Genomic DNA, 20,136 nt, shown 5'->3' on the forward strand with positions numbered 1-20,136 from the left:
ATTAAAATGAAGAGACAAGATTTACTTTTATTAATCTCATTATTTCTTTTGCCGCTATCATTATTGGCAGAGAACAATCCAAGAAGTGAAATAAACTTCAACAGAGAGTGGAAATATATGCGTGGAGATTATTCCAAAGCAGAGTCTAAAAATTATGATGATTCAAAGTGGGAGAATATTGGTCTGCCACACTCATTTAGCATACCATATTTCATGTCACGCGATTTCTATACAGGCTATGGATGGTATCGCAAGCAGTTCTCTCTTTCGGGACAGGACCTTAGTAAAGTTCTCTCTTTAGAGTTTGACGGAGTTTTCCAGGAGGCAGAGATCTTTATAAATGGAGAGAAGGTAGGCACGCATCGTGGTGGTTACACCGGTTTCTCTGTAGATATAACAAAATCAGCTAAGAAAGGTGAGAATATAGTTGCAGTGAGGGTGAATAATCTTTGGCAGGCAACTCTAGCGCCACGAGGAGGTGAACATGTTTTCAGCGGAGGTATCTATAGGAATGTAAGATTGATTAAGAAAGATAATACACATATCTCATGGGCAGGTATAACTGTAACTACTCCTGAACTGGAGAGTAGCAATGGAGAGGCAACTACTGTACATATAAAGAGTGAAATATGCAATAAAGATAAGTCAGATACAAACTTCAGACTTATATCCAAAGTTATTGACAAATCAGGAAAGGTCATATCAAAGGTGGAGAGCAATATAGAGGTTCCATCGATGACAACTCTTGTTATATATCAGGCTACTCCATCAGTAAAAAGCCCTTTACTCTGGTCACCCGATTCTCCTGTACTCTATTCAATGGTAAGTGAACTCTATAAAGGTGGCAAATTGATAGATAAAGAGGTAACAAAATTCGGATTCCGTTGGATAAAGTGGAGTGCCGATAAAGGATTCTTCCTGAATGGAAAACATCTCTTCTTCCATGGTGCAAATGTTCATCAGGATCAAGCCGGCTGGGGTGATGCTGTCACCGAAGAGGCTTCACGCCGAGATGTAAGGATGATTAAAGAGGCTGGTTTCAATATGATAAGAGGCTCACACTATCCTCATTCACCTGCTTTTGTTGAGGCATGCGATGAAGAGGGAGTTCTCTTCTGGTCGGAGGCACCATTTTGGGGAACTGCCGGTGACAAGAGTGACGGATACTGGACCTCAAGCGCTTATCCAAATAGAAAAGAGGACTGTGAGGAGTTTGAAAAGAGTGCACTTGACCAATTGGGAGAGATGATAAAGATACATCGTAACAGCCCTTCTATAATAGTGTGGAGTATGTGTAACGAACCATTCTTCACCTCACCAAATACCATGGATGGAGTAAAGAGTCTGTTGAAGAAGATGGTAAACCGCACTCATGAACTTGATTCGACTCGTCTTGCTGCCATTGGTGGCTCACAGCGTCCTTTAGGGAAAGACCGTATTGATTTGATTGGCGACGTGGCAGGATATAATGGAGATGGAAGTACTATTGTTGACTTCCAGAATCCAGGCATACCAAATGTTGTCACTGAATATGGAAGTACCACATCCGACAGACCGGGAGAGTATAATCCGGGATGGGGAGACTTAAATAAGGATGAAGGATGGAAAGGAAGAGATTGGCGTAGCGGACAAGCTATATGGTGTGGATTTGATCATGGAAGTATATTTGGACCCGATATGGGAAAGATGGGAATGGTAGACTATTTCCGTATCCCCAAAAGATCATGGTATTGGTATAGAAATGAGTATAGACATATTGCTCCTCCACAATGGCCTGTCGATGGTGTGCCATACAGACTGGCTCTGCATGCTAGCAAGGTGAAGAATATAGCTGCCGATGGTACCGATGATGTGCAACTCACAGTAGTTGTTCTAGACTCTTCAGGAAGAGAGATTACAGATTCTCCCGATGTAACGCTTAAGGTAATATCAGGTCCCGGCGAATTTCCAACAGGTTCATCTATATCATTCAGAAAAGATGACGATATACGCATACAGGATGGAAAGGCAGCTATATCTTTTCGCTCATATTATTCCGGAATAACTGTTGTAGAAGCTACTTCTAAGGGACTGCAAAGTGCAAAAGTCTCTCTCTCATTTATAGGTGCACCATTATATAAGAAGGGTATCTCACAGCAAGTGACAAATAGACCATATAGACGTTATGTACGGAATAAAGGGGAGGAGGCAGGTCATTTCGGACTTAACAATCCTACCTTCTCAACAACTTCCGAAAGTGGCAGATCATCAGGATATGCGTGTGATGGTAAAGTGGAGACCTTTTGGCAACCTGTTACAAGTGATAATAATGCTTCATGGACTCTTGATATGGAGAGATGGCCTGTCATAGATGAGATAGTTATTAAGTTTGCGCAGTCTGGAGCTTACAAATATATACTTGAAGTCTCTGAAGATAATAAGGGATGGACTAAAGTGAAGGACCTTTCAGATAATAAGAGCCTTTTTGACAATCAGGTCGTAAAAGTAGACTCAAAAGAAAAATATAGATTTGTCCGCATCTCATTCCCATATTATGATGGATATGTAATTCCTAAGTTAAGTGAGGTTGACGTTAAAGGTAGCTTAGATAAATAGGCATAATATTAATAGATAAGATGCTATAAGAATATAAACATTCTAAATAGGAAGAGTGTTTCTATATTTGTTAAGTATAAGAAAAAGGGTGGTAAGAACGTTTTTTAATTTCCTACCACCCTAAATATATATAACTGCCTACTATTTCTGTTTACTTGGTGCGCTTAATTGTATAAATCACTTTACCACTATTATCAATCATGTGCATATTAAGTTCTTTTTTGTCTATTGTAAAGAGTGAAAACCCAGATTCTGGGCTACAGAATTTTGTCTCTTTAATAGGCTTTACCTTACGACTTAATGAAGCAGATGAGTTTACTACATAATCAATTTTATTGCCTGGCATCTTAATGTGTTGGAAATTATGAATATGTCCGCTAGCATAGATGTCTACATTGTGTTTGCGCAGTATAGGGTCAAGGCGTTGTTGAAGATCGGTACGCTCTGTGTCACTTTTGGGAGTCTCTGCATATATAGGATGATGACCAATTACTATTACCCAATCTTCTTTAGCAGAAGTTAATACAGAGTCCAACCAATTCAACTGCTTGTCCATATCTTGTTGTGAAGCATCAGGGTATGTCTTTGTATCTTTACGATACTTATCTATTAGTGGAGTTGTATCTATTATTACAAATCTAACTGTTGTCCCTTTATCTTCGAATGTTTTAGTATAGTAGCGTGCGGGCATGCTCCAACGATGACTTACATTTGTATAGTCCAACACTGCTTGTGTGTTACCGCGGTATTCATGATTGCCTAACATAGGGAACCAGTCTATCATCAATTCCGGGTGTTTGTATATTAATTCATAATTAGTCATCCAAAGTGGATCGTTTACACTACGTACCCCTTCAAAGTGATGTACATCTCCTGCTGCAAATACACACTCAGGGCCTACTATTTCAGCCATTTCTCCCATCATTTCAGCTATTGGTTTCTGGTCGTAATATCCGTTACGTCCCAAATCGTTAGCCATATAGAAGTTCAATTGTTTCTCTAATTTACCCCATTCTGCAGCTGTCTGAGCAAAACAGCTTGAGCTTATGATGGTAGCGAAAACTAATATTATTATTTTTTTCATATTCGTTTTTATTCAGTTGTTATTAGAAATTGATCTTAACACCTGCATTAACACGTACTCCGTAGTATTCTGCTTGCATTGTACGATCTTTATGACCTTGATAGTAACGCAATGGTTGATTTAATAAGTTACCTGCTTCAGCATAGATCGTAGTCTTATATTTGCTACCCCATGTATAACTTGCATTCAAATCTAAATAGTTTACAGAATCGTAGTAGCGGTCTAGCTCACGGCTACCTGTATTCATTTGGTCGATAAATGCAGATGCAGTATTATACGACAATCTAACATTCAAACCACTCTTTTCATAGAACAAAGATGCATTAGCAGTGTGTTCAGGTGAACCAGCCATCTTGACATCATCTCCATCTGCAATACTCAGGATAGGATTGTAGTTGTTAGTTGATGAGTGAGTATAAGTATAGTTACCGTAGAAACCTACACATTTCAAAGCTGGAGCGATAAATCCGAAGTCACGTTGGTAAGCAAACTCAGCACCAAATATACGTGCATCATAAGCATTCATATTCTGTGTTACCTGAAACTTTGTATCAGCATAGTTACCCAATCCTAGTTGGCTTCCTGTCATATATCCTAATGCCTCAACGTTTACGCTTTTCACATCCTTGTAGAATACACCGGCACTAACCAAACCTACGCTCTTGAAATAGTAATCGATAGATAAATCGAAGTTGTTTGATGTTGTAGGTTTTGTGTTTGGGTCACCGATAGTAGCCTCTTCGTCTGCAAGGTTAAAACTCTTATTAGCAATTAATGCAGAGTATTTAGGGCGTGATAGCGTTTTAGTATATGAAGCACGAATGTTTCCGTTATCATTCAACTTATATTTCAATAATATACTTGGTAACAAGTCTGTATAGCTATTCTTTTGATCACCGGTAGGAGTTAGGCTCTCTTCTTCATTCTCATCCATTTGATAAATGGAACCAGATGTCTTTAGGTGTGTGTCCTCTATACGCAAACCTAATGTAAGGTCGAACTTGTCACCCAATTTTTGGTCAAAACGTAAATAACCAGCCAATATATTTTCTTTTGCTTTATAGTTACCAGCTTCTTCTTCTAGCACCTCTTTACCTTCATATTTAGAGAAGTCAATTTTACCCAAATAGCCCTTATCGATAAATGAAGTTCCTGTAGGATATTGTTTTCCTGGCATAAATCCACTTCTGATCTGAGAAGTTAAATTATTATTCCAGTCAGCAATAATATCTCCATTATATTCAAAGAAGTTTGTTTCACGTTCTTTGTCTTTGCTTACGAATTTACCACCGAATTTCAATGAGTTACCAAATTCGCCTTGTGATAATGGTAATTCAAAGTTCATACGGAATTTATACTCATTTTCTACAATAGATTGGTTAGAGTTAGTCAATTCGTCTATTTTCCATCCAGCATCTTTTATGTTTGGTAGTGATTTTGTTGAGTATGGGAATTCATCAAATACATCTGCGAAACTTGAGCCATAGTCTTCTCCTTTATATGATATAGCTGCATAACGTTCATTAGGACGATCTTCTGTAGCACGTGAATAGCTACCAGCCCAGTCCATCATTAAGTTGCCAAGCATGTGTTCACCATCAAGTGTGAAGTCCATTGTTTGTTGACGTTCTAAACGAGCATTTCTGTTGTCGCTTGACCCGGCTTTTGTTTGTAATACAACACTTTGCTTAGATGCTTTCGAGTTAAGTTTCTTATAGCTTACGCGATAACGGTTCTCCCAGTCGTTACGACGGTTATATATTCCTTTGAAAGAGATTTTATGATTTTCATTAAACTTGTAATCTAATGCTGCTGAGTAGCTTTGACGTTCGCGAGTTACATAATATTGACGAGCTTGTGCTTCCTTAAGTTCTACTTCACCATCATCGTTAGTTTCATATTCAAACTCAACGTTGTCTGAACCACCTGGAGCATATTGGTAAGAGGCTGCAAGCATAATGCCCAACTTGTCATTAAAGAGACGCTCTCCCCATGTAGCACCTAGATTCAATTGCGCTTTTTCGCTAATCCAGTTATATCCTGTACCTGCTGTTACATTAAATACACGATTATATGGTGTGTTCTTTGTAACCAAATTAATAGCTCCACCAATAGCATCACCATCCATATCCGATGTAACAACCTTGCTTACCTCTATAGTCTGCACCATATCTGCAGGTATCAAATCAAGTTGCACATTACGAGTATCACCTTCAGCAGAAGGCAATCTATTACCATTTACTGTTACAGAGGTAAGATCTGCACTTGTACCACGAACTTGTCCGAAGCGTGCTTCACCTTGGTCATATTGAACATTGATACCGCTGATGCGCTTCAAGGCATCACCGATGTTTGAGTCTGGAAATTTACCTACTTGGTCTGCCGAAACGACATTCTTTACACCCATAGCATTCTTTTGTACGCTAAGAGCTTTACGTTGTCCTGTAAAGACTCCATTTACTTTTACTTCTTGTAACTCAACGCCTTCGTTCATTACAATATCTTTCTCCAAAGTCTTACCTTTGGGTACTGTAATTTTCAATTCAATAGGATTATATCCTACGTAGCTAACTTTTACGGTATACGTTCCAGGTTTCAATCCTGTAAGAGTGTAATTACCATCTATATCACTAATAATACCTTTTTTTAAGCTCTCTACCATAATAGAAGCACCTGGCAACACTTGTTGCTCGTTGTCCATTACTCGTCCTCTCAATACACTAGCTTTTTCGCTTAATTCTTTTTCAATTGCAAAAGTATTACTACTTATACTTGTTGCTAATAACATGAAAGATACTAATTTGACAATTCTTCTCATCTTTTATTATTTAAATTGATTGTACAAAAGTATCTATGTCATATTACCATATAAATACGAAAAATTAACAATTAAGCTAAATAAAAGAAACAAACAGGTTACATAATAGAATATTGGACAAAGTAGTATGATTCATCTGAAACGTTGTATATGTCACAATTATTTATAAATTGTTTATGTTTTTGGGTGGAGCAAACATTTATTATTGTCAATTTTTTATTTTTGTACTTTTCTGACACTAACTTAATTATTGAAAATGCAGAATAATACTTTTTCCACGACATTTGCCGATTCCAAACCTCACTATGAACTATTGGATGGGTTACGAGGAGTCGCAGCTCTTCTTGTAGTTTGGTATCATATTTTCGAAGGATACTCTTTTGCTGGGAATAAACCTGTAGAAGGAATAAATCATGGATATCTTGCCGTTGATTTCTTCTTCATACTTTCAGGGTTCGTAATAGCTTATGCCTATGATGATCGCTGGGGCAAGAGTCTGACAAAGAAAGATTTCTTCAAACGTCGTCTTATACGATACATCCTATGGTCATCATGGGAGCAATCTTCGGAGTAATAACTTTTATTGTTCAGGGAGGAGTACAGTGGGATGGAACACATATTGCAAACTCTGCAGTTATGATTGCACTGCTTCTAGCAATGTTCCTTATTCCGGCTTATCCAGGAGCGAGTTATGAGGTGCGTGGAAATGGTGAGATGTTCCCACTAAACGGTCCATCTTGGTCATTGTTCTTTGAATATATAGGGAATATTCTCTATGCACTCTTTATACGTCGTCTTTCAAATATAGCACTTACCCTGCTTGTTGCCATAAGTGGCATAGCATTGGCTTGTTTTGCTATATTCGATGTATCTGGATATGGATATATTGGGGTGGGATGGACTCTTGACGGAGTGAATTTCCTTGGCGGATTTCTAAGAATGATATTCCCTTTCTCAATGGGTATGCTTCTATGGCGTAATTTCAAACCTGTAAAGATAAGAGGCATATTCTGGATATCTACAGTTGTGCTTTTTGCTCTCTTTTTTGTTCCGGAAATTGAAGGCAAATCACTTATATCTTTCAACGGACTGTTTGAGACAATATGCATTATCTTTATATTCCCGACAATAGTATGGCTGGCTGCATCGGGCAGAACAACAGATAGAAAATCTACCGCAATTTGTAAATTCCTTGGCGCAATATCTTATCCTCTATATATGGTGCATTATCCATTCATGTATCTCTTCTATGGAACGCTTATTAATACTAGGCTGTATACCTTTGCTGAGACATGGCAAGTGGCTCTGACGATATATATTTGGAATATTGTACTAGCTTATATTACTCTTAAGTATTATGATGAACCGTTTAGAAAATGGCTCTCTTCAAAGTTCCTAAAGAAGAAAGGATTGAAAACATAATAAAAAGTAATGGCTGTCACCCTACGATGACAGCCATTACTTTTTATTGTGAGAACAGATCAGTCTATATCTCTGTTTGTTGTTTTCTTGGCATTCTTCAAATAATCAGAAGGTGTTGCTCCGAACTCCTCCTTGAAACATTGCCTGAAGTAGAATATATTATTGAATCCTACATGGACTGATATTTCAGAGATGTTATATCTGCCTTCTAGCAATAACTCCCTGGCATGTTTCATCTTCATCTTTCGTATGTACTCATTTGTTGATAGTCCGGTAAGGGCTTTCATCTTGCGGTAAAGTGTTGAGCTACTCATAAACATCTTGTCTGAGAGATAAGCTATATCCATCTTATTAGATGCTAAATTCTCTGCAATCAATCCATTCAGCTTCTGCAGGAACTCGTTGTCCAGAACACTTAGTGTCACCTCCGGTTCTCCCTCCTTAACCTCTTCCTCTCTGTTGATATCATTATTCTTATAGTATGATGCCAGCATGTTGCGTGAGTTTAATAGATTCTCTATTCTGCTCCTAAGCAGACTTGAACTGAATGGCTTTGTAAGATATGAGTCTGCGCCAATTTGATATCCCTCTTCCTTGTCCTTCAATGAGTCTTTGGCTGTAAGTAGTATGATAGGAATATGACTTGTACGTATATCATTTTTCAATATCTTACACATAGTGTTACCATCCATTATAGGCATCATAATATCACTTACTATAATGTCAGGTATGATTTTCAGAGCTTCATCTCTTCCCTGTTGGCCATTTTGAGCTATATGTATTTCATAGCTATCCTTGAAGGATTCAGCAATATATTCAGCTATCTGCCTATTATCTTCAACAATGAGTAGAATATTCTTATCCGACTTGTCCTGTTCAGGCATGATCTCTTCAATAGTTTCTTCTTCGCCCTCTTCAACTTCCGAATGTAAAGCATTAGGATATGAGTTGTCAGCAGGTAGTTTTATGCGGAAGGTGCTTCCCACATTTGGAGTACTTTCAACAGATATCTCACCTTCGTGTGTCTCCACAAGTCGCTTAACTAAGGATAGTCCTATACCTGTCCCAGATACCATGCTGTTTCTCTTCTCCTGATAATAATTCTCAAAAATATGTGGCAGAGCCTCTTCACTTATACCATATCCGGTGTCGCTAACCACTATTTCCACAATACTGTTAGAGTCGTTCTCTTTCAACTCCACTCCGATAGTCACAAGCCCTTTTTCTGTATATTTCAAAGCGTTTGAAATCAGATTATCGAGTATTGTCTGAATGATCTCCTTATCAAAATAGAATGTTATATTCTCGTTAGGTATATGGCACTTTATATTTATCTCATTCTTTACATTGAGTGATATATATTTCTGACATGTATCTTTTATCTGTGGGACGATGTTCTTCTTCTCCACACATAGATGTCGGTTCTGCGTCTCAACCTTTCTGAACTCAAGTAGTTGATTTATCAGGTCAAGCAATTTGACAGCACTTTTATGTATCACATTTATCTTCTGTGAGTCACCGGAATTCAGTGATTTGTTATGAGTAAGGTCTTCCAGTGGACCAATTATCAAGGTGAGGGGAGTCCTTAGCTCATGAGTGATATTTGTATAGAAACGTAATCTCTCATTATTAAGTTCCTGCTCCTGTTCACGCATCTTCTTTTCAACTTTGTAAAGAGATTCCACCTCCAATCTATCTTTATATTGTGTGGTAAGGTAGAATATAAAGACTCCAATTAGAATAACATATATAATCTTAGCCCATATTGTAAGCCATATAGGAGGAGCTATATAGATATTCAGAGTAGATATCTCATCCGACCATTGTTGGTTATGTATTCTGCTTTTGATACTGAACTTATAGTCTCCAGGAGGCAGTCCTCTGAAAGTAACGCTGTTAGAACCATTTATGGTGTACCAATTATCTGATAACCCTTCAAGCTGATAAGCATAATCCACCTGATTGGTAAGAGCAAAGTTTGGTATGTTGAAAGTTATGGTGAAGCTGTTCTGCTTGTAGTTTAAATTCACCTCTTTTTCACCGATAATATTGATTTCATTCTGTGCATTTTCATTGCTTTCAATGACTCCGGCAACCTCAATTGTATTTATAAGTACTTTAGGTGAGGTGCGTTTTTTCAGAACATTTTCAGGATTGAAGAAACAGACTCCATTAATAGATCCGAAGTAGATATTGTTCTCCTTATCTTTTGCTACACTTCCTCTACAGAAACTTCCTAAAGGAACATCATCCCGGTGTCCATAGTTATATATAATATTTTTTCCACCAATAAGGCATGAGATACCATGGTTGCTGCTTATCCATATATTCTTTTCTCTATCTTCAGTTATAGCAAAGATATGAGCATTGGTAAGACCGCTTTCACGGTTGTATACATGATATTTCTTAAGAGAACCGTTTTCGAATTTCACAAGTCCTTCTCCAGTTCCTACCCAAATATTGCTACGGCTGTCTGCAAATATAGTGTTGACTGTATTTGATGGGAAGTTGTTGTCTACATTATGCGATACGATGAGTTTCATATCCGAAGAGTATACTGCCATTCCATCACCAAAGAAGCCAACCCATACTCTTCCCTTTGAGTCTTTATATAGAGAACGCACGAGGTTGTTTTCAAGAGAGTAGTGCTTAACCATCTTCTTGCTGTCACGGTTAACTACATAAATACCTTGGCTAGTTCCAACCCATATCAATCCACTTTTATCCTCAAAGAATGAACGTATGTCTGCATCATTCGATTCATTGTTATTGAGTGATATCTTTTCAAACTTTTGTGTCTTTGTATTGAAATATCGTATTCCACCATAGAATAATCCGAACCACAAGCCACCTTTTGAGTCGCATAGTGATGTCTGTATATTGTTGTTGTTACTTCCGTAGTCATTCGTTTTAAAGACATTTTTCCTTCTTCCGTTCTGAAAAAGGTTGATACCTCCTCCGTCAGTACCTATCCATAGTTGTCCGCTTTTGTCAAAGCATACACTTGAAGCAGTTTTATTTGTAAGTGAGTTGAAATATAGATTAGGAGTATACTCATATGTATTGAATAGGGGAGCCTCTTGGCTGATGAAGTTTATTCCGCTTCCCCATCCGCCAATCCACATATTTCCGTATGAGTCCTGATATATACTTCTTATAGAGTTACCTGATAGTCCATAGTCATCATCCCCCTCTTTTATAAAGGTGAATCCTGCTTGTATCTGTGAGTTGAACAGATGCTGAGAGAGATCAAGAATTGCAATACCCCCAAGTTCCATCGCAATCCACAACTTATTATCCTCAGTCTGCCTTATTGAGTATATTCTATGAGAAAGATTACGATTACCATCATTTATAACCATGAAGTTTTCCTTCTGAGGATTGTAAAGAGCTACTCCGTTTGATGTGCCAACCCAAATATTGCCAAGTCTGTCTTTATAGATACAGGTCACCTCATCATCAGGGATAGAGCTTGCATCACCTTCAATATGACGGAAATTTTTAATTTGCTTGGTCTTTAAATTCAGGATAGAGAATCCATGACGTACATGTCCAATATATAGGTTACCATCTTTTCCATCAAAAGCGGTCCATATATTATTGCTTGGAAGTCCAGGCAAGGTGGTGGTGTTATAATGTGTAAACTTCTTGCTCTCCTTGTTGTAATAGTCTATACCTTTCCAATATGTGCATATCCATAGGTTACCATCCGACGATGGCATAATCTTGGTAATGTCATCGGTAATCAGGCTATTTGGATCTTTGGGATTCTTTCTATAGGTATAGAATTTGTTCTTTCCGTAGTCGTATGCATTTATACCTGCCCTTTGTGTTGCTATCCATAGTATAGAGTCAACGGGGTCATCCAACAAGCCATTCAGCTCGTTGCCCGAAAGAGAGATATTTTTTCCCTTCTCTTTATAGAAAGAACGGAAATTTATACCATCGAACATATTCAAGCCTTCCTCGGTGGCAAACCACATAAAACCGCGCTTGTCTTGCTCAATAGAGAGAACATGATTGTTTGATAATCCCTCCTTAATACCTAGGCTTTTTATCACATAATTCTGTGCTAAAAGATTAAGTGGCAATATTACAAACAGTGAAAATATTAGCTTTTTCATCATAGAGATAATGGGTTTATGTTTCAGTCACAAAAATATGCAAAATATGACTATAAATCATGCAATGAATGATTTGTATACTTCAAATGAAAGATTTATTAATCGAATATTGACTTTTACCTTTCATATTTACAGCGAAAAATAAAATAAAGTAAAATTATTGTTGAACAAAATCGTAATATTTTATGAAAAAGCAATTCATGAATGTCTCTTTTTTGGCATTTCTGTCGATGGCTTTGAGTTTTTCGACTGTCAGTTGTAGCGATGATTCAAGCTATCCTGATGTTGATGGACAAGATCCAACGATGAAAATGGCAAGTGAGCATATTCAGACGGCTGCAGGCCGCTCTATTTCATTAAAAGGTACATTGGAAGATAAAGATGGTATCGCATCTGTTAATCTGAAATGTGCAGATCTTAACCTTAATAAAACAATCGACTTGATTGAAATCTATGGAGAACCAAAAGTATCATATGATTTGGACTACAAATTCCAAATTCAAAAAGATGAAATTGGTGAATCTTTCACTGTAACAGTAACAACAACCGACGTTGGTGGACGTAGTGTTTCTCAAGACGTCTTAGTTACTATGGACGGTGACTTTGAAAGTCCTGTTTTCACAGTTGCACCAGGTAGCGAAGTAGCAGTACTTCTTAAATCTGAGACACGATTCGCTCTTACCTTGAACATATCAGATGACAGAGCTTTGGATTATGTAACAGTACAGATTCCTTCTATATCAGGTTACGAGCCAAAACGTATCGAAGCAAATGGTCAGAAGAGTGTTGAATTCAAAGACAAAATTATTCTTCCAAGTGTATTGAAAGTATACGATATAGTAATGACTGCTTACGATAAGAGCGGCAACTCTACTATAAAGACTACTACACTTACTGTTTCTGAACTACAGGACTTCTCTAAGATGTATCTTGCTGATGTTGCTACTGTAGAGGAACTTAACAGTGACGTATTTGGCGTTCCTATGTTAATTAAACATACAGGAGCTTATGAATATGAGGCTGAGTACTACAACCAAAAGGCTGGTACAAACATCTTCTTTATTCCACAGAAGACTGACTTCGCACCTATCTGTTTCGGATTAGATCCAGAAGATAGCAACAGACTTACAGATGACCCTGAAACAGCTAAGCCTATAGTACTTTCTCAGGCAGGTGTATATTATAAGGTGAAATTCAACACAATGAATAGTACTTATAGTATAAGCACATTGTCAGTGGCAAATGCTATCGATCCTGCTCCACATGAATTCAACTCTATATCTTTGGATACATGGGATAATGGTGGTTCATGGTTACAGAAATTCTATTTCGGTTATATGACAAGCAACCCAAGAGAGGTGGCAACTTTTGTACAGGATCCAACTAATCCTCATCTATACTCTCTTCCAGATCCATTGGTACTTGAGGCAGGTCAAAAGATGAATTTTGTAATTCATAACTGGCATTCAGATGGATGGTGGAACTACTGTACATGGCGTGTGGACAACTCAGATGCACCTGAAACATTTGACTATTACGGAAATAAAAAGAATCCGGCTTGGACTGAACCAAACGGAAAAGATAACTGGGCTAAGCCTGTTGTTCAGAAATCCGGTTCATATAAGTTATGGTTTGATGCTCACTTGGGCAGAGGTAAACTTGTCCCTGTAAAATAAAAAAGTAAAACATTATGAGAAAGCAATTTATAATAAAGAGGGCTACTGCATTCTTGTTTTTCAGTATGCTATGTCTTATTTCCTTTGCCCAGTCGATAACTGGTACTATAAAAGATAATACCGGAGAAGCTATTATCGGTGCCAATGTAATGGTAAAGGGAACAACAAATGGAACTGTTACTGATTTAGATGGTAATTTTTCTATTAATGGAGTGAAGGCTTCGGATATCTTGTCTATATCTTATATAGGTTATTTACCACAAAGTATAAAAGTAGGTAATCAGAAGAATTTTCAGATAGTACTTGCAGCTGATACAAAAACTTTGGAAGAGGTTGTTGTAATTGGTTATGGTACTGTTAAAAAGAGCGACCTTACCAGTTCAATATCTACTGTTAAGTCAAAACAGATCACTGAAGTTACAACAGGTAATGCCATGGATGCTTTACAAGGTAAAGTAAATGGTGTTCAGGTAATGAGTGGTGGTGGTCCGGGTTCTGCTCCAAAGGTTTTGATTCGTGGTGTTACAACAGTAAACGGAAGTGACCCTCTATATGTTGTAGATGGTATGCCTGTTGGAACAAACATCAATTTCCTTAACAGCAATGATATTGAGTCTATGGAGGTATTGAAAGATGCTTCTGCTGCTGCAATTTATGGTACACGTGGTTCTAATGGTGTTATCCTTATCACAACAAAGAAGGGTTCAGCAGGAACTACTCGCTTCACTTTCAGTGCAAACGCAGGTTTTCAGACAATAGGTAATCCAAATATGGCTGATGCAGCCGAATATGAAGAGGTGTTCAAAACACGTTATACAAATGATGGACGTACTCCTACATGGGATGGTACTGGTAAGACTACTAACCCTAATGGTACAGACTGGTGGAATGAAACTGTAAACAAGACTGCTCTTGTTCAGAACTACTCTTTCGGTGTATCAGGTGGTAATGATAAGTTGATATACAATCTTAGCTTAGGTTATTTCCGTAACAACTCACAGTTTGATGTAGGTTATTGGGATAAGATTAATGCAAGATTGAATACAGAATATACATTCAATAAATACGTTAAGTTAGGATTTGACATTGCTCCACGTGTTGAGTCTTGGGATAATACTCCAGGACAGTTCAGCAGTGCAATGTCTATGGATCCAACAACTCCAATCATGCGTCCGGAAGCAGAATGGGGAGATAATGAATACAGCAACTACCAACGTTCATACAACAACCAGACATGGAATCCGGTAGCATCTGTAGCACGTTCAAATGCACATAGCCGTGAGTATGGTGTTTTATTGAACCCATATGTTCAGGTTACTCCTATAAAGAATCTTACATTGCGTACTCAACTTGGTATCAATGCTCATATTCGTCGTTCAGATAACTTTGTACCACAATTCGAGATCAATCAGCTCGAGAAATCTACTTATAGCAATGTATCACGTGGTATGACTGAGTGGTTAGACTGGAACTGGACAAATACTGCCAACTATATGACTACTTTTGCTGAGAAGCATAATATAAACCTTATGGCTGGTTTTACAGCAGAACGTTCCGCAACTTATGATGTTTATGCAGGTCGTGATGCAACTCCAAATAACTCTGATCAACTTCAGGAGGTTAGTGCAGGTACATTGAATCAGACATCTTCTGGTGGCACAAGCTACAACACTCTTCTTTCATACATCGGTCGTGTAATGTATAACTATGATAATCGTTATTACCTTACAGCTTCTATTCGTATGGATGGTTCTTCTAAATTCCCTCAAGGAAATAAATATGCTACATTCCCATCTGTATCTGCTGCTTGGCGTCTTACAAATGAACCATTCATGCAGAATCAGAAAGTTATAGACAACATGAAAGTTCGTGCTGGTTGGGGACGCGTAGGTAATCAGAGCATCAGCAACTCAGCTTATCTTACACTTGTAGGACAGTCGGATGCTGTATTCGGATCTTCTCCTGCACGTCTTACAGGTACTACTATCTCATCTGTAGGTAACAGAAATCTTAAGTGGGAGACTGTAGAGGATTATAACTTCGGTATCGATATGTCATTCCTTGACTCACGTCTTGACGTTACAATGGATGTTTATCAGAAGAAGTCTACAGACATGCTTTATCCAAAACAGAATATCCTTGCTTTAGGTTATCCAAACTGGAACAGCCAGGTAACAATGAACATCGGTAGTATGAAGGCTACAGGATGGGAACTGGGCCTTGGATGGCATGACAAAATCGGTAAGAAGTTTGACTACAACGTAGGTGTAAACATGTCTGGCGTAAAGAATAAAGCCGTTAAATTATCGGGTGATGGTCCTATCAGTGTAGGTGACTTCAATGGTGACCAGATTATCCGTAACGAAGATGGTGGTCAGATCGGTCGTTTCTATGGATATATAGCTGATGGTCTTTTCCAGAATCTTGAAGAGGTTTATGCTCATACAGATGAGCATGGAAAAGTACTTCAGGCAAGTGCTCAGCCTGGTGATATCCGTTTCTTGGATCTTAACCATGATGGTTCTATCAATGAAAAAGATAAGAGATATATCGGTAACGCATATCCAGACTTAATGCTTGGTGTTAATCTTGGTATGAAATATATGAACTTTGATTTATCAGCAAACTTCTACGGAACATTTGGAAATGATATCTATAACAAGACAAAGACTCTTTATTCAGGTGCAAGCGGTAGCAATGTATATGCAGGAACACTTGCAGCAGCATGGCATGGCGAGGGAACAAGCAATGATATCCCACGTCTTACTGCTAACGATAATAACCAGAACTATACACGTGTATCAAGTTTCTTCGTTGAAGATGGTTCATATATGCGTTGTAAACTTTTACAATTAGGTTATACAGTACCTAAGAGTTTTGTTGGTGGCGTTGATTTGCGTCTCTCTCTCTCTGCACAGAATTTGTTTACTATAACCGGATATTCAGGTATGGATCCAGAACGTCCTCAGTTGGGTAACAGTGTTCTTGATACAGGTATTGATAATACAGCATATCCAAACCCACGTACATTCTTGTTTGGTGTAGACTTTAAATTTTAACACATTGAAGTTATGAAAAAGATATTAACTATAATGGCTCTAGGAGCTACAGTCCTATTCTCTTCTTCATGTTCAGACTTCCTTACAGAGGATGTACGAGGTCAGGAGAATTTGGATACATATTTCTCTGGTGAGGCTGAAGCAGAGTCTTTCCTTACCGGATGCTACAATGCTATTACTTATCATGGATGGTGGCAGATTGAGAATTTCTGGTTGCTTACAGATATGTGTAGCGATGACTCATGGATGGGTAACACTACTCAGGACCAGAGCGGATATATCTCTTTGGCACACTATCAAGGTGTGGGACAGAGTAATGGTACTATCTCTAACTTTTGGCAGTATCGCTATAAAGGAATCTTGAGATGTAACATTGCTATCGAGAGAATTCCTGAAGCAAACATAGCAGACGCAAATAAGAAAGAACGTCTTATCGCTGAGGCTAAGTTCTTGCGTGCATATTTCTATTTCGAGTTAGTTAAGAACTTTGGTGGAGTACCTATCATAGATGGTTTCCTACTACCGGAAGAAGTTGAGGGTATACAACGCTCTTCTGTAGAAGATGTTTATAAACTAATAGAACAGGATCTTACTGATGCTGCAGCTGTTCTTCCACAGCGTAGTAAGTATGCAGCTAATGAGATGGGACGTGCTACTCGTGGTGCTGCTCTCGGACTTTTAGGAAAAGCTCAGCTTTACCAGGGGAAATGGGCAGATGCTAAAACTACTCTAGGTACTGTCATCACTGAAGGCGAATACGCTCTTATGCCTGAATTCGGACAGGTATGCAATATAGATTTCGAGAACAATAAGGAATCACTTTTCGAGGTACAGAATATGTATGATGCTACATACGACCTTGGTGGAAGTATGACTATCGTAGCAGGTAACCGCTCAGGTGGTGACCAGGATGGATGGGCTTGGGGGCTTCCTTCTGCAAACCTTGAGAATGCATTTGTTCAAGCAGGAGATAAGGAACGTTTGAGATGGACAATCATTAAGAATGGTGACACAGAAATTGCAGGTGAACCTGACTTTGCTGAACTTGTTAAGAAACAGGGTGATCAGAATGGTGATGGCACATACTGCGTTGATCCAGCAAAACATAAATCTGCAAGAATAAATCGCAAGCTTTATATACCATTGGCTAAGAGACCTGAGAAATATGATCAGCCAAAGGTTCCATTGAACTACATTATACTAAGATACGCTGATGTTCTACTTATGTATGCTGAAGCATGTAATGAGACTACAGATGATGGGAATGCACGTTTAGCTTTAAACCAAGTTCGTGCACGTGTAAACCTTGCAGCTGTAACATCTAGTGGTAATGCTCTTCGTAAAGCAATACGTGCTGAACGCCGTCTTGAACTTGCCGGTGAAAATCAGCGTCTATATGATATACGTCGTTGGACAGACGATAATGGTAAAAAGGTTATCTGTAATCTGATGGGCCCTGATGGCTCTTTTGTAAAATGGAATACAAACGAGGCTACAGCCGATCCATATGAATGGGAAAATCAGAAAGAGGCAAGTAATAAGGGTGCTACATTCGTAGAGAGCCGTGACCTTATTTTCCCTATTCCATTGTATGAAATTACAATGTCAAATGGTTCTATAGAACAGAATCCAGGTTGGAATTAGTTTTTGTATTAGTTTAGGTGTTAGTTTTTATTAACTAAAAAGAGAGTGTGCCTAGAGTGGTCATTTATATGTGATTTTATGTCTAGGTACACTTTCTATTTTTTTTGCTTATGAAATCAATAAAAAATACAAGTATTTTACTTCTCTTTGCACTGATAGGTTGTAGCAGCGGGTCGGATAATGATGTTGTTCCAACAACTCCAGATGAACCAACAACTACAAGTGTTGAGAAATCCGTTACATTCAATGTAGGAAAGACTTTTCAGACTATATCAGGTTTCGGGGCTTCCGACTGCTGGTCACCGGCATATGTTGGTAAGTCATGGACAACAAAACGTGATGGCATCAGTGAATTGCTATTTTCTTCAAATATTGTCAATGGACAACCTAAAGGTATCGGATTGTCTATGTGGCGTGTTAATCTGGGTGGTGGAAGTGCTGAACAGGGAGATGCAAGTGGCTTAGAGGATAAGTCACGTAGAGCTGAATCTTATCTTACAAGTACAGGTACATTAGACTGGAATAAATGTGAAGGACAACGTTACTTTATGAGACGCGCAAAAGAGTTTGGATGCCCTAGTTTCGTGCTCTTCAGCAATACTCCTCTTGTTCAATATACATTCAACAATAAAGGTTTCTCTGCCATGGGTGGAGTATCTAATTTGAAGAGTGAACATTATGGAGACTATGCAAAATATATGGCTCAGGTGGCTCAATATTTTATGTCCGAAGGTTATCCTGTAACAGATATCTCTCCGGTTAATGAACCACAGTACAACTGGGCTAGTGGTCAGGAGGGTAGTGGATGGACCAACGATGAGGTTGCTCGTCTTGCTCGTGAACTCGATGGTCAGCTTACAGCCAATAACCTCTCAACAAAAATATTACTTGGAGAATCTGGTGATTGGGAATATCTTTATAAAGTTAAGAGTGATGCAAACCGTAGTAATGTACTATCAGCTTTCTTCACGCAGGGATCATCTGCTTATGTCGGTGATTTAGTTCACCTTCCTAAGCGTATCTGCGGTCATAGTTACTGGACTGATGGTACATGGAGTGGTATGCAGACTACACGCCAGAATTTGGCTAATGCCGCAACACAATATGGAGTAGAAGTTTGGCAAAGTGAGTGGAGTATGTTAGGTGATGGCTACAGCTCTGCTGAGTTTGTCGGATTTGATAAGGCAAGCGAGATGGATATTGCTTTATACATGACAAAAGTTATACATAATGACCTTACTGTTGGAGGTGTGACCTCTTGGTCATATTGGACATCAATGGACGTTTCACGTTGGGGACATAAGAACAGATTCCTGCTTATCTCTTTAGTACCTAAAGGTGGAGAGTATGGTGACATAGAGCAGGAGGGTACTTACTCAGCAACTCCAACATTATGGGCATTAGGTAACTATAGTCTTTTTGTACGTCCTGGATTTAAGAGAATAGAGACATCTTTGAGCGAATCTCGTAGTTTCTTTGGATCAGCATATATCAGTCCTGATGGAAGTCAGGTTGTTGCTGTTTTCTCAAACCTTTCGGATAAAGGTGTTCGCCTAAAAGAGGTACATACCGGATGGAGCGGTGAGCCAAAGTCAATAAAGACTTATACTACAACAAAAGATAAATCACTGCTCGAAGCTACAGTAGCTTCAGGCAATCAGGTTATAATAGAGGCAAATAGTGTAACAACAGTTGTTTATAATCTAAAATAAGG

The 20,136-nt window shown here is 38.5% G+C and carries 8 protein-coding genes and 1 pseudogene; 6 read left to right on the top strand and 3 right to left on the bottom strand.

What is annotated here, in order from left to right; translation table 11 throughout:
• Positions 1 to 6 precede the first annotated feature (6 nt).
• Positions 7 to 2,595: a glycoside hydrolase family 2 protein gene (locus tag JCM15092_RS05295; RefSeq protein WP_024993750.1), complete on the top strand. Its 2,589-nt coding sequence runs from the start codon at positions 7 to 9 to the stop codon at positions 2,593 to 2,595.
• A gap of 151 nt (positions 2,596 to 2,746) precedes the next feature.
• Here the strand turns inward: JCM15092_RS05295 and JCM15092_RS05300 are convergent, their stop codons facing one another.
• Both JCM15092_RS05300 and JCM15092_RS05305 read right to left on the bottom strand, forming a co-directional pair.
• Entirely contained in the window at positions 2,747 to 3,679 is a 933-nt protein-coding gene (locus JCM15092_RS05300) for a metallophosphoesterase (protein WP_024993751.1), read from the bottom strand.
• A 22-nt stretch (positions 3,680 to 3,701) separates the two neighbouring features.
• The gene (locus JCM15092_RS05305) at positions 3,702 to 6,497 is read right to left on the bottom strand and encodes a TonB-dependent receptor (protein ID WP_024993752.1); all 2,796 of its coding nucleotides are present in this window, start codon (positions 6,495 to 6,497) and stop codon (positions 3,702 to 3,704) included.
• A gap of 256 nt (positions 6,498 to 6,753) precedes the next feature.
• Between JCM15092_RS05305 and JCM15092_RS15055 the strand changes: the two are divergent.
• A pseudogene (locus JCM15092_RS15055) lies at positions 6,754 to 7,919 on the top strand (acyltransferase family protein).
• Between the two features lie 59 nt (positions 7,920 to 7,978).
• Here the strand turns inward: JCM15092_RS15055 and JCM15092_RS05315 are convergent.
• Complete coding sequence (locus tag JCM15092_RS05315) at positions 7,979 to 12,043, bottom strand: hybrid sensor histidine kinase/response regulator transcription factor (RefSeq protein ID WP_024993753.1); 4,065 nt, start codon at positions 12,041 to 12,043, stop codon at positions 7,979 to 7,981.
• Between the two features lie 185 nt (positions 12,044 to 12,228).
• Between JCM15092_RS05315 and JCM15092_RS05320 the strand changes: the two genes are divergently transcribed.
• From JCM15092_RS05320 to JCM15092_RS05335, 4 genes are all read left to right on the top strand, one after another.
• The gene (locus JCM15092_RS05320; RefSeq protein ID WP_024993754.1) at positions 12,229 to 13,719 is read left to right on the top strand and encodes a hypothetical protein; all 1,491 of its coding nucleotides are present in this window, start codon (positions 12,229 to 12,231) and stop codon (positions 13,717 to 13,719) included.
• A gap of 14 nt (positions 13,720 to 13,733) precedes the next feature.
• Complete coding sequence (locus tag JCM15092_RS05325) at positions 13,734 to 16,778, top strand: SusC/RagA family TonB-linked outer membrane protein (RefSeq protein WP_148296597.1); 3,045 nt, start codon at positions 13,734 to 13,736, stop codon at positions 16,776 to 16,778.
• A gap of 12 nt (positions 16,779 to 16,790) precedes the next feature.
• Positions 16,791 to 18,422 carry a RagB/SusD family nutrient uptake outer membrane protein gene (locus tag JCM15092_RS05330; protein WP_024993756.1) on the top strand — a complete coding sequence of 544 codons (1,632 nt, stop codon included), beginning with the start codon at positions 16,791 to 16,793 and terminating at the stop codon, positions 18,420 to 18,422.
• A 110-nt stretch (positions 18,423 to 18,532) separates the two neighbouring features.
• Positions 18,533 to 20,134 (top strand): glycoside hydrolase, encoded by a 1,602-nt coding sequence (locus tag JCM15092_RS05335; RefSeq protein WP_024993757.1) that lies wholly within the window; start codon positions 18,533 to 18,535, stop codon positions 20,132 to 20,134.
• Positions 20,135 to 20,136: the final 2 nt, after the last annotated feature.

Origin of the sequence: Phocaeicola paurosaccharolyticus JCM 15092, from assembly GCF_000613805.1 — a bacterium.
GTDB lineage: Bacteria > Bacteroidota > Bacteroidia > Bacteroidales > Bacteroidaceae > Phocaeicola > Phocaeicola paurosaccharolyticus.

What these genes read in the sequence shown, in the direction of transcription:
- JCM15092_RS05295 (WP_024993750.1), top strand. Translation starts at nt 7, where the DNA reads ATGAAGAGACAAGATTTACTTTTATTAATCTCATTATTTCTTTTGCCG.
- JCM15092_RS05300 (WP_024993751.1), bottom strand. Translation starts at nt 3,679, where the DNA reads ATGAAAAAAATAATAATATTAGTTTTCGCTACCATCATAAGCTCAAGC.
- JCM15092_RS05305 (WP_024993752.1), bottom strand. Translation starts at nt 6,497, where the DNA reads ATGAGAAGAATTGTCAAATTAGTATCTTTCATGTTATTAGCAACAAGT.
- JCM15092_RS05315 (WP_024993753.1), bottom strand. Translation starts at nt 12,043, where the DNA reads ATGAAAAAGCTAATATTTTCACTGTTTGTAATATTGCCACTTAATCTT.
- JCM15092_RS05320 (WP_024993754.1), top strand. Translation starts at nt 12,229, where the DNA reads ATGAAAAAGCAATTCATGAATGTCTCTTTTTTGGCATTTCTGTCGATG.
- JCM15092_RS05325 (WP_148296597.1), top strand. Translation starts at nt 13,734, where the DNA reads ATGAGAAAGCAATTTATAATAAAGAGGGCTACTGCATTCTTGTTTTTC.
- JCM15092_RS05330 (WP_024993756.1), top strand. Translation starts at nt 16,791, where the DNA reads ATGAAAAAGATATTAACTATAATGGCTCTAGGAGCTACAGTCCTATTC.
- JCM15092_RS05335 (WP_024993757.1), top strand. Translation starts at nt 18,533, where the DNA reads ATGAAATCAATAAAAAATACAAGTATTTTACTTCTCTTTGCACTGATA.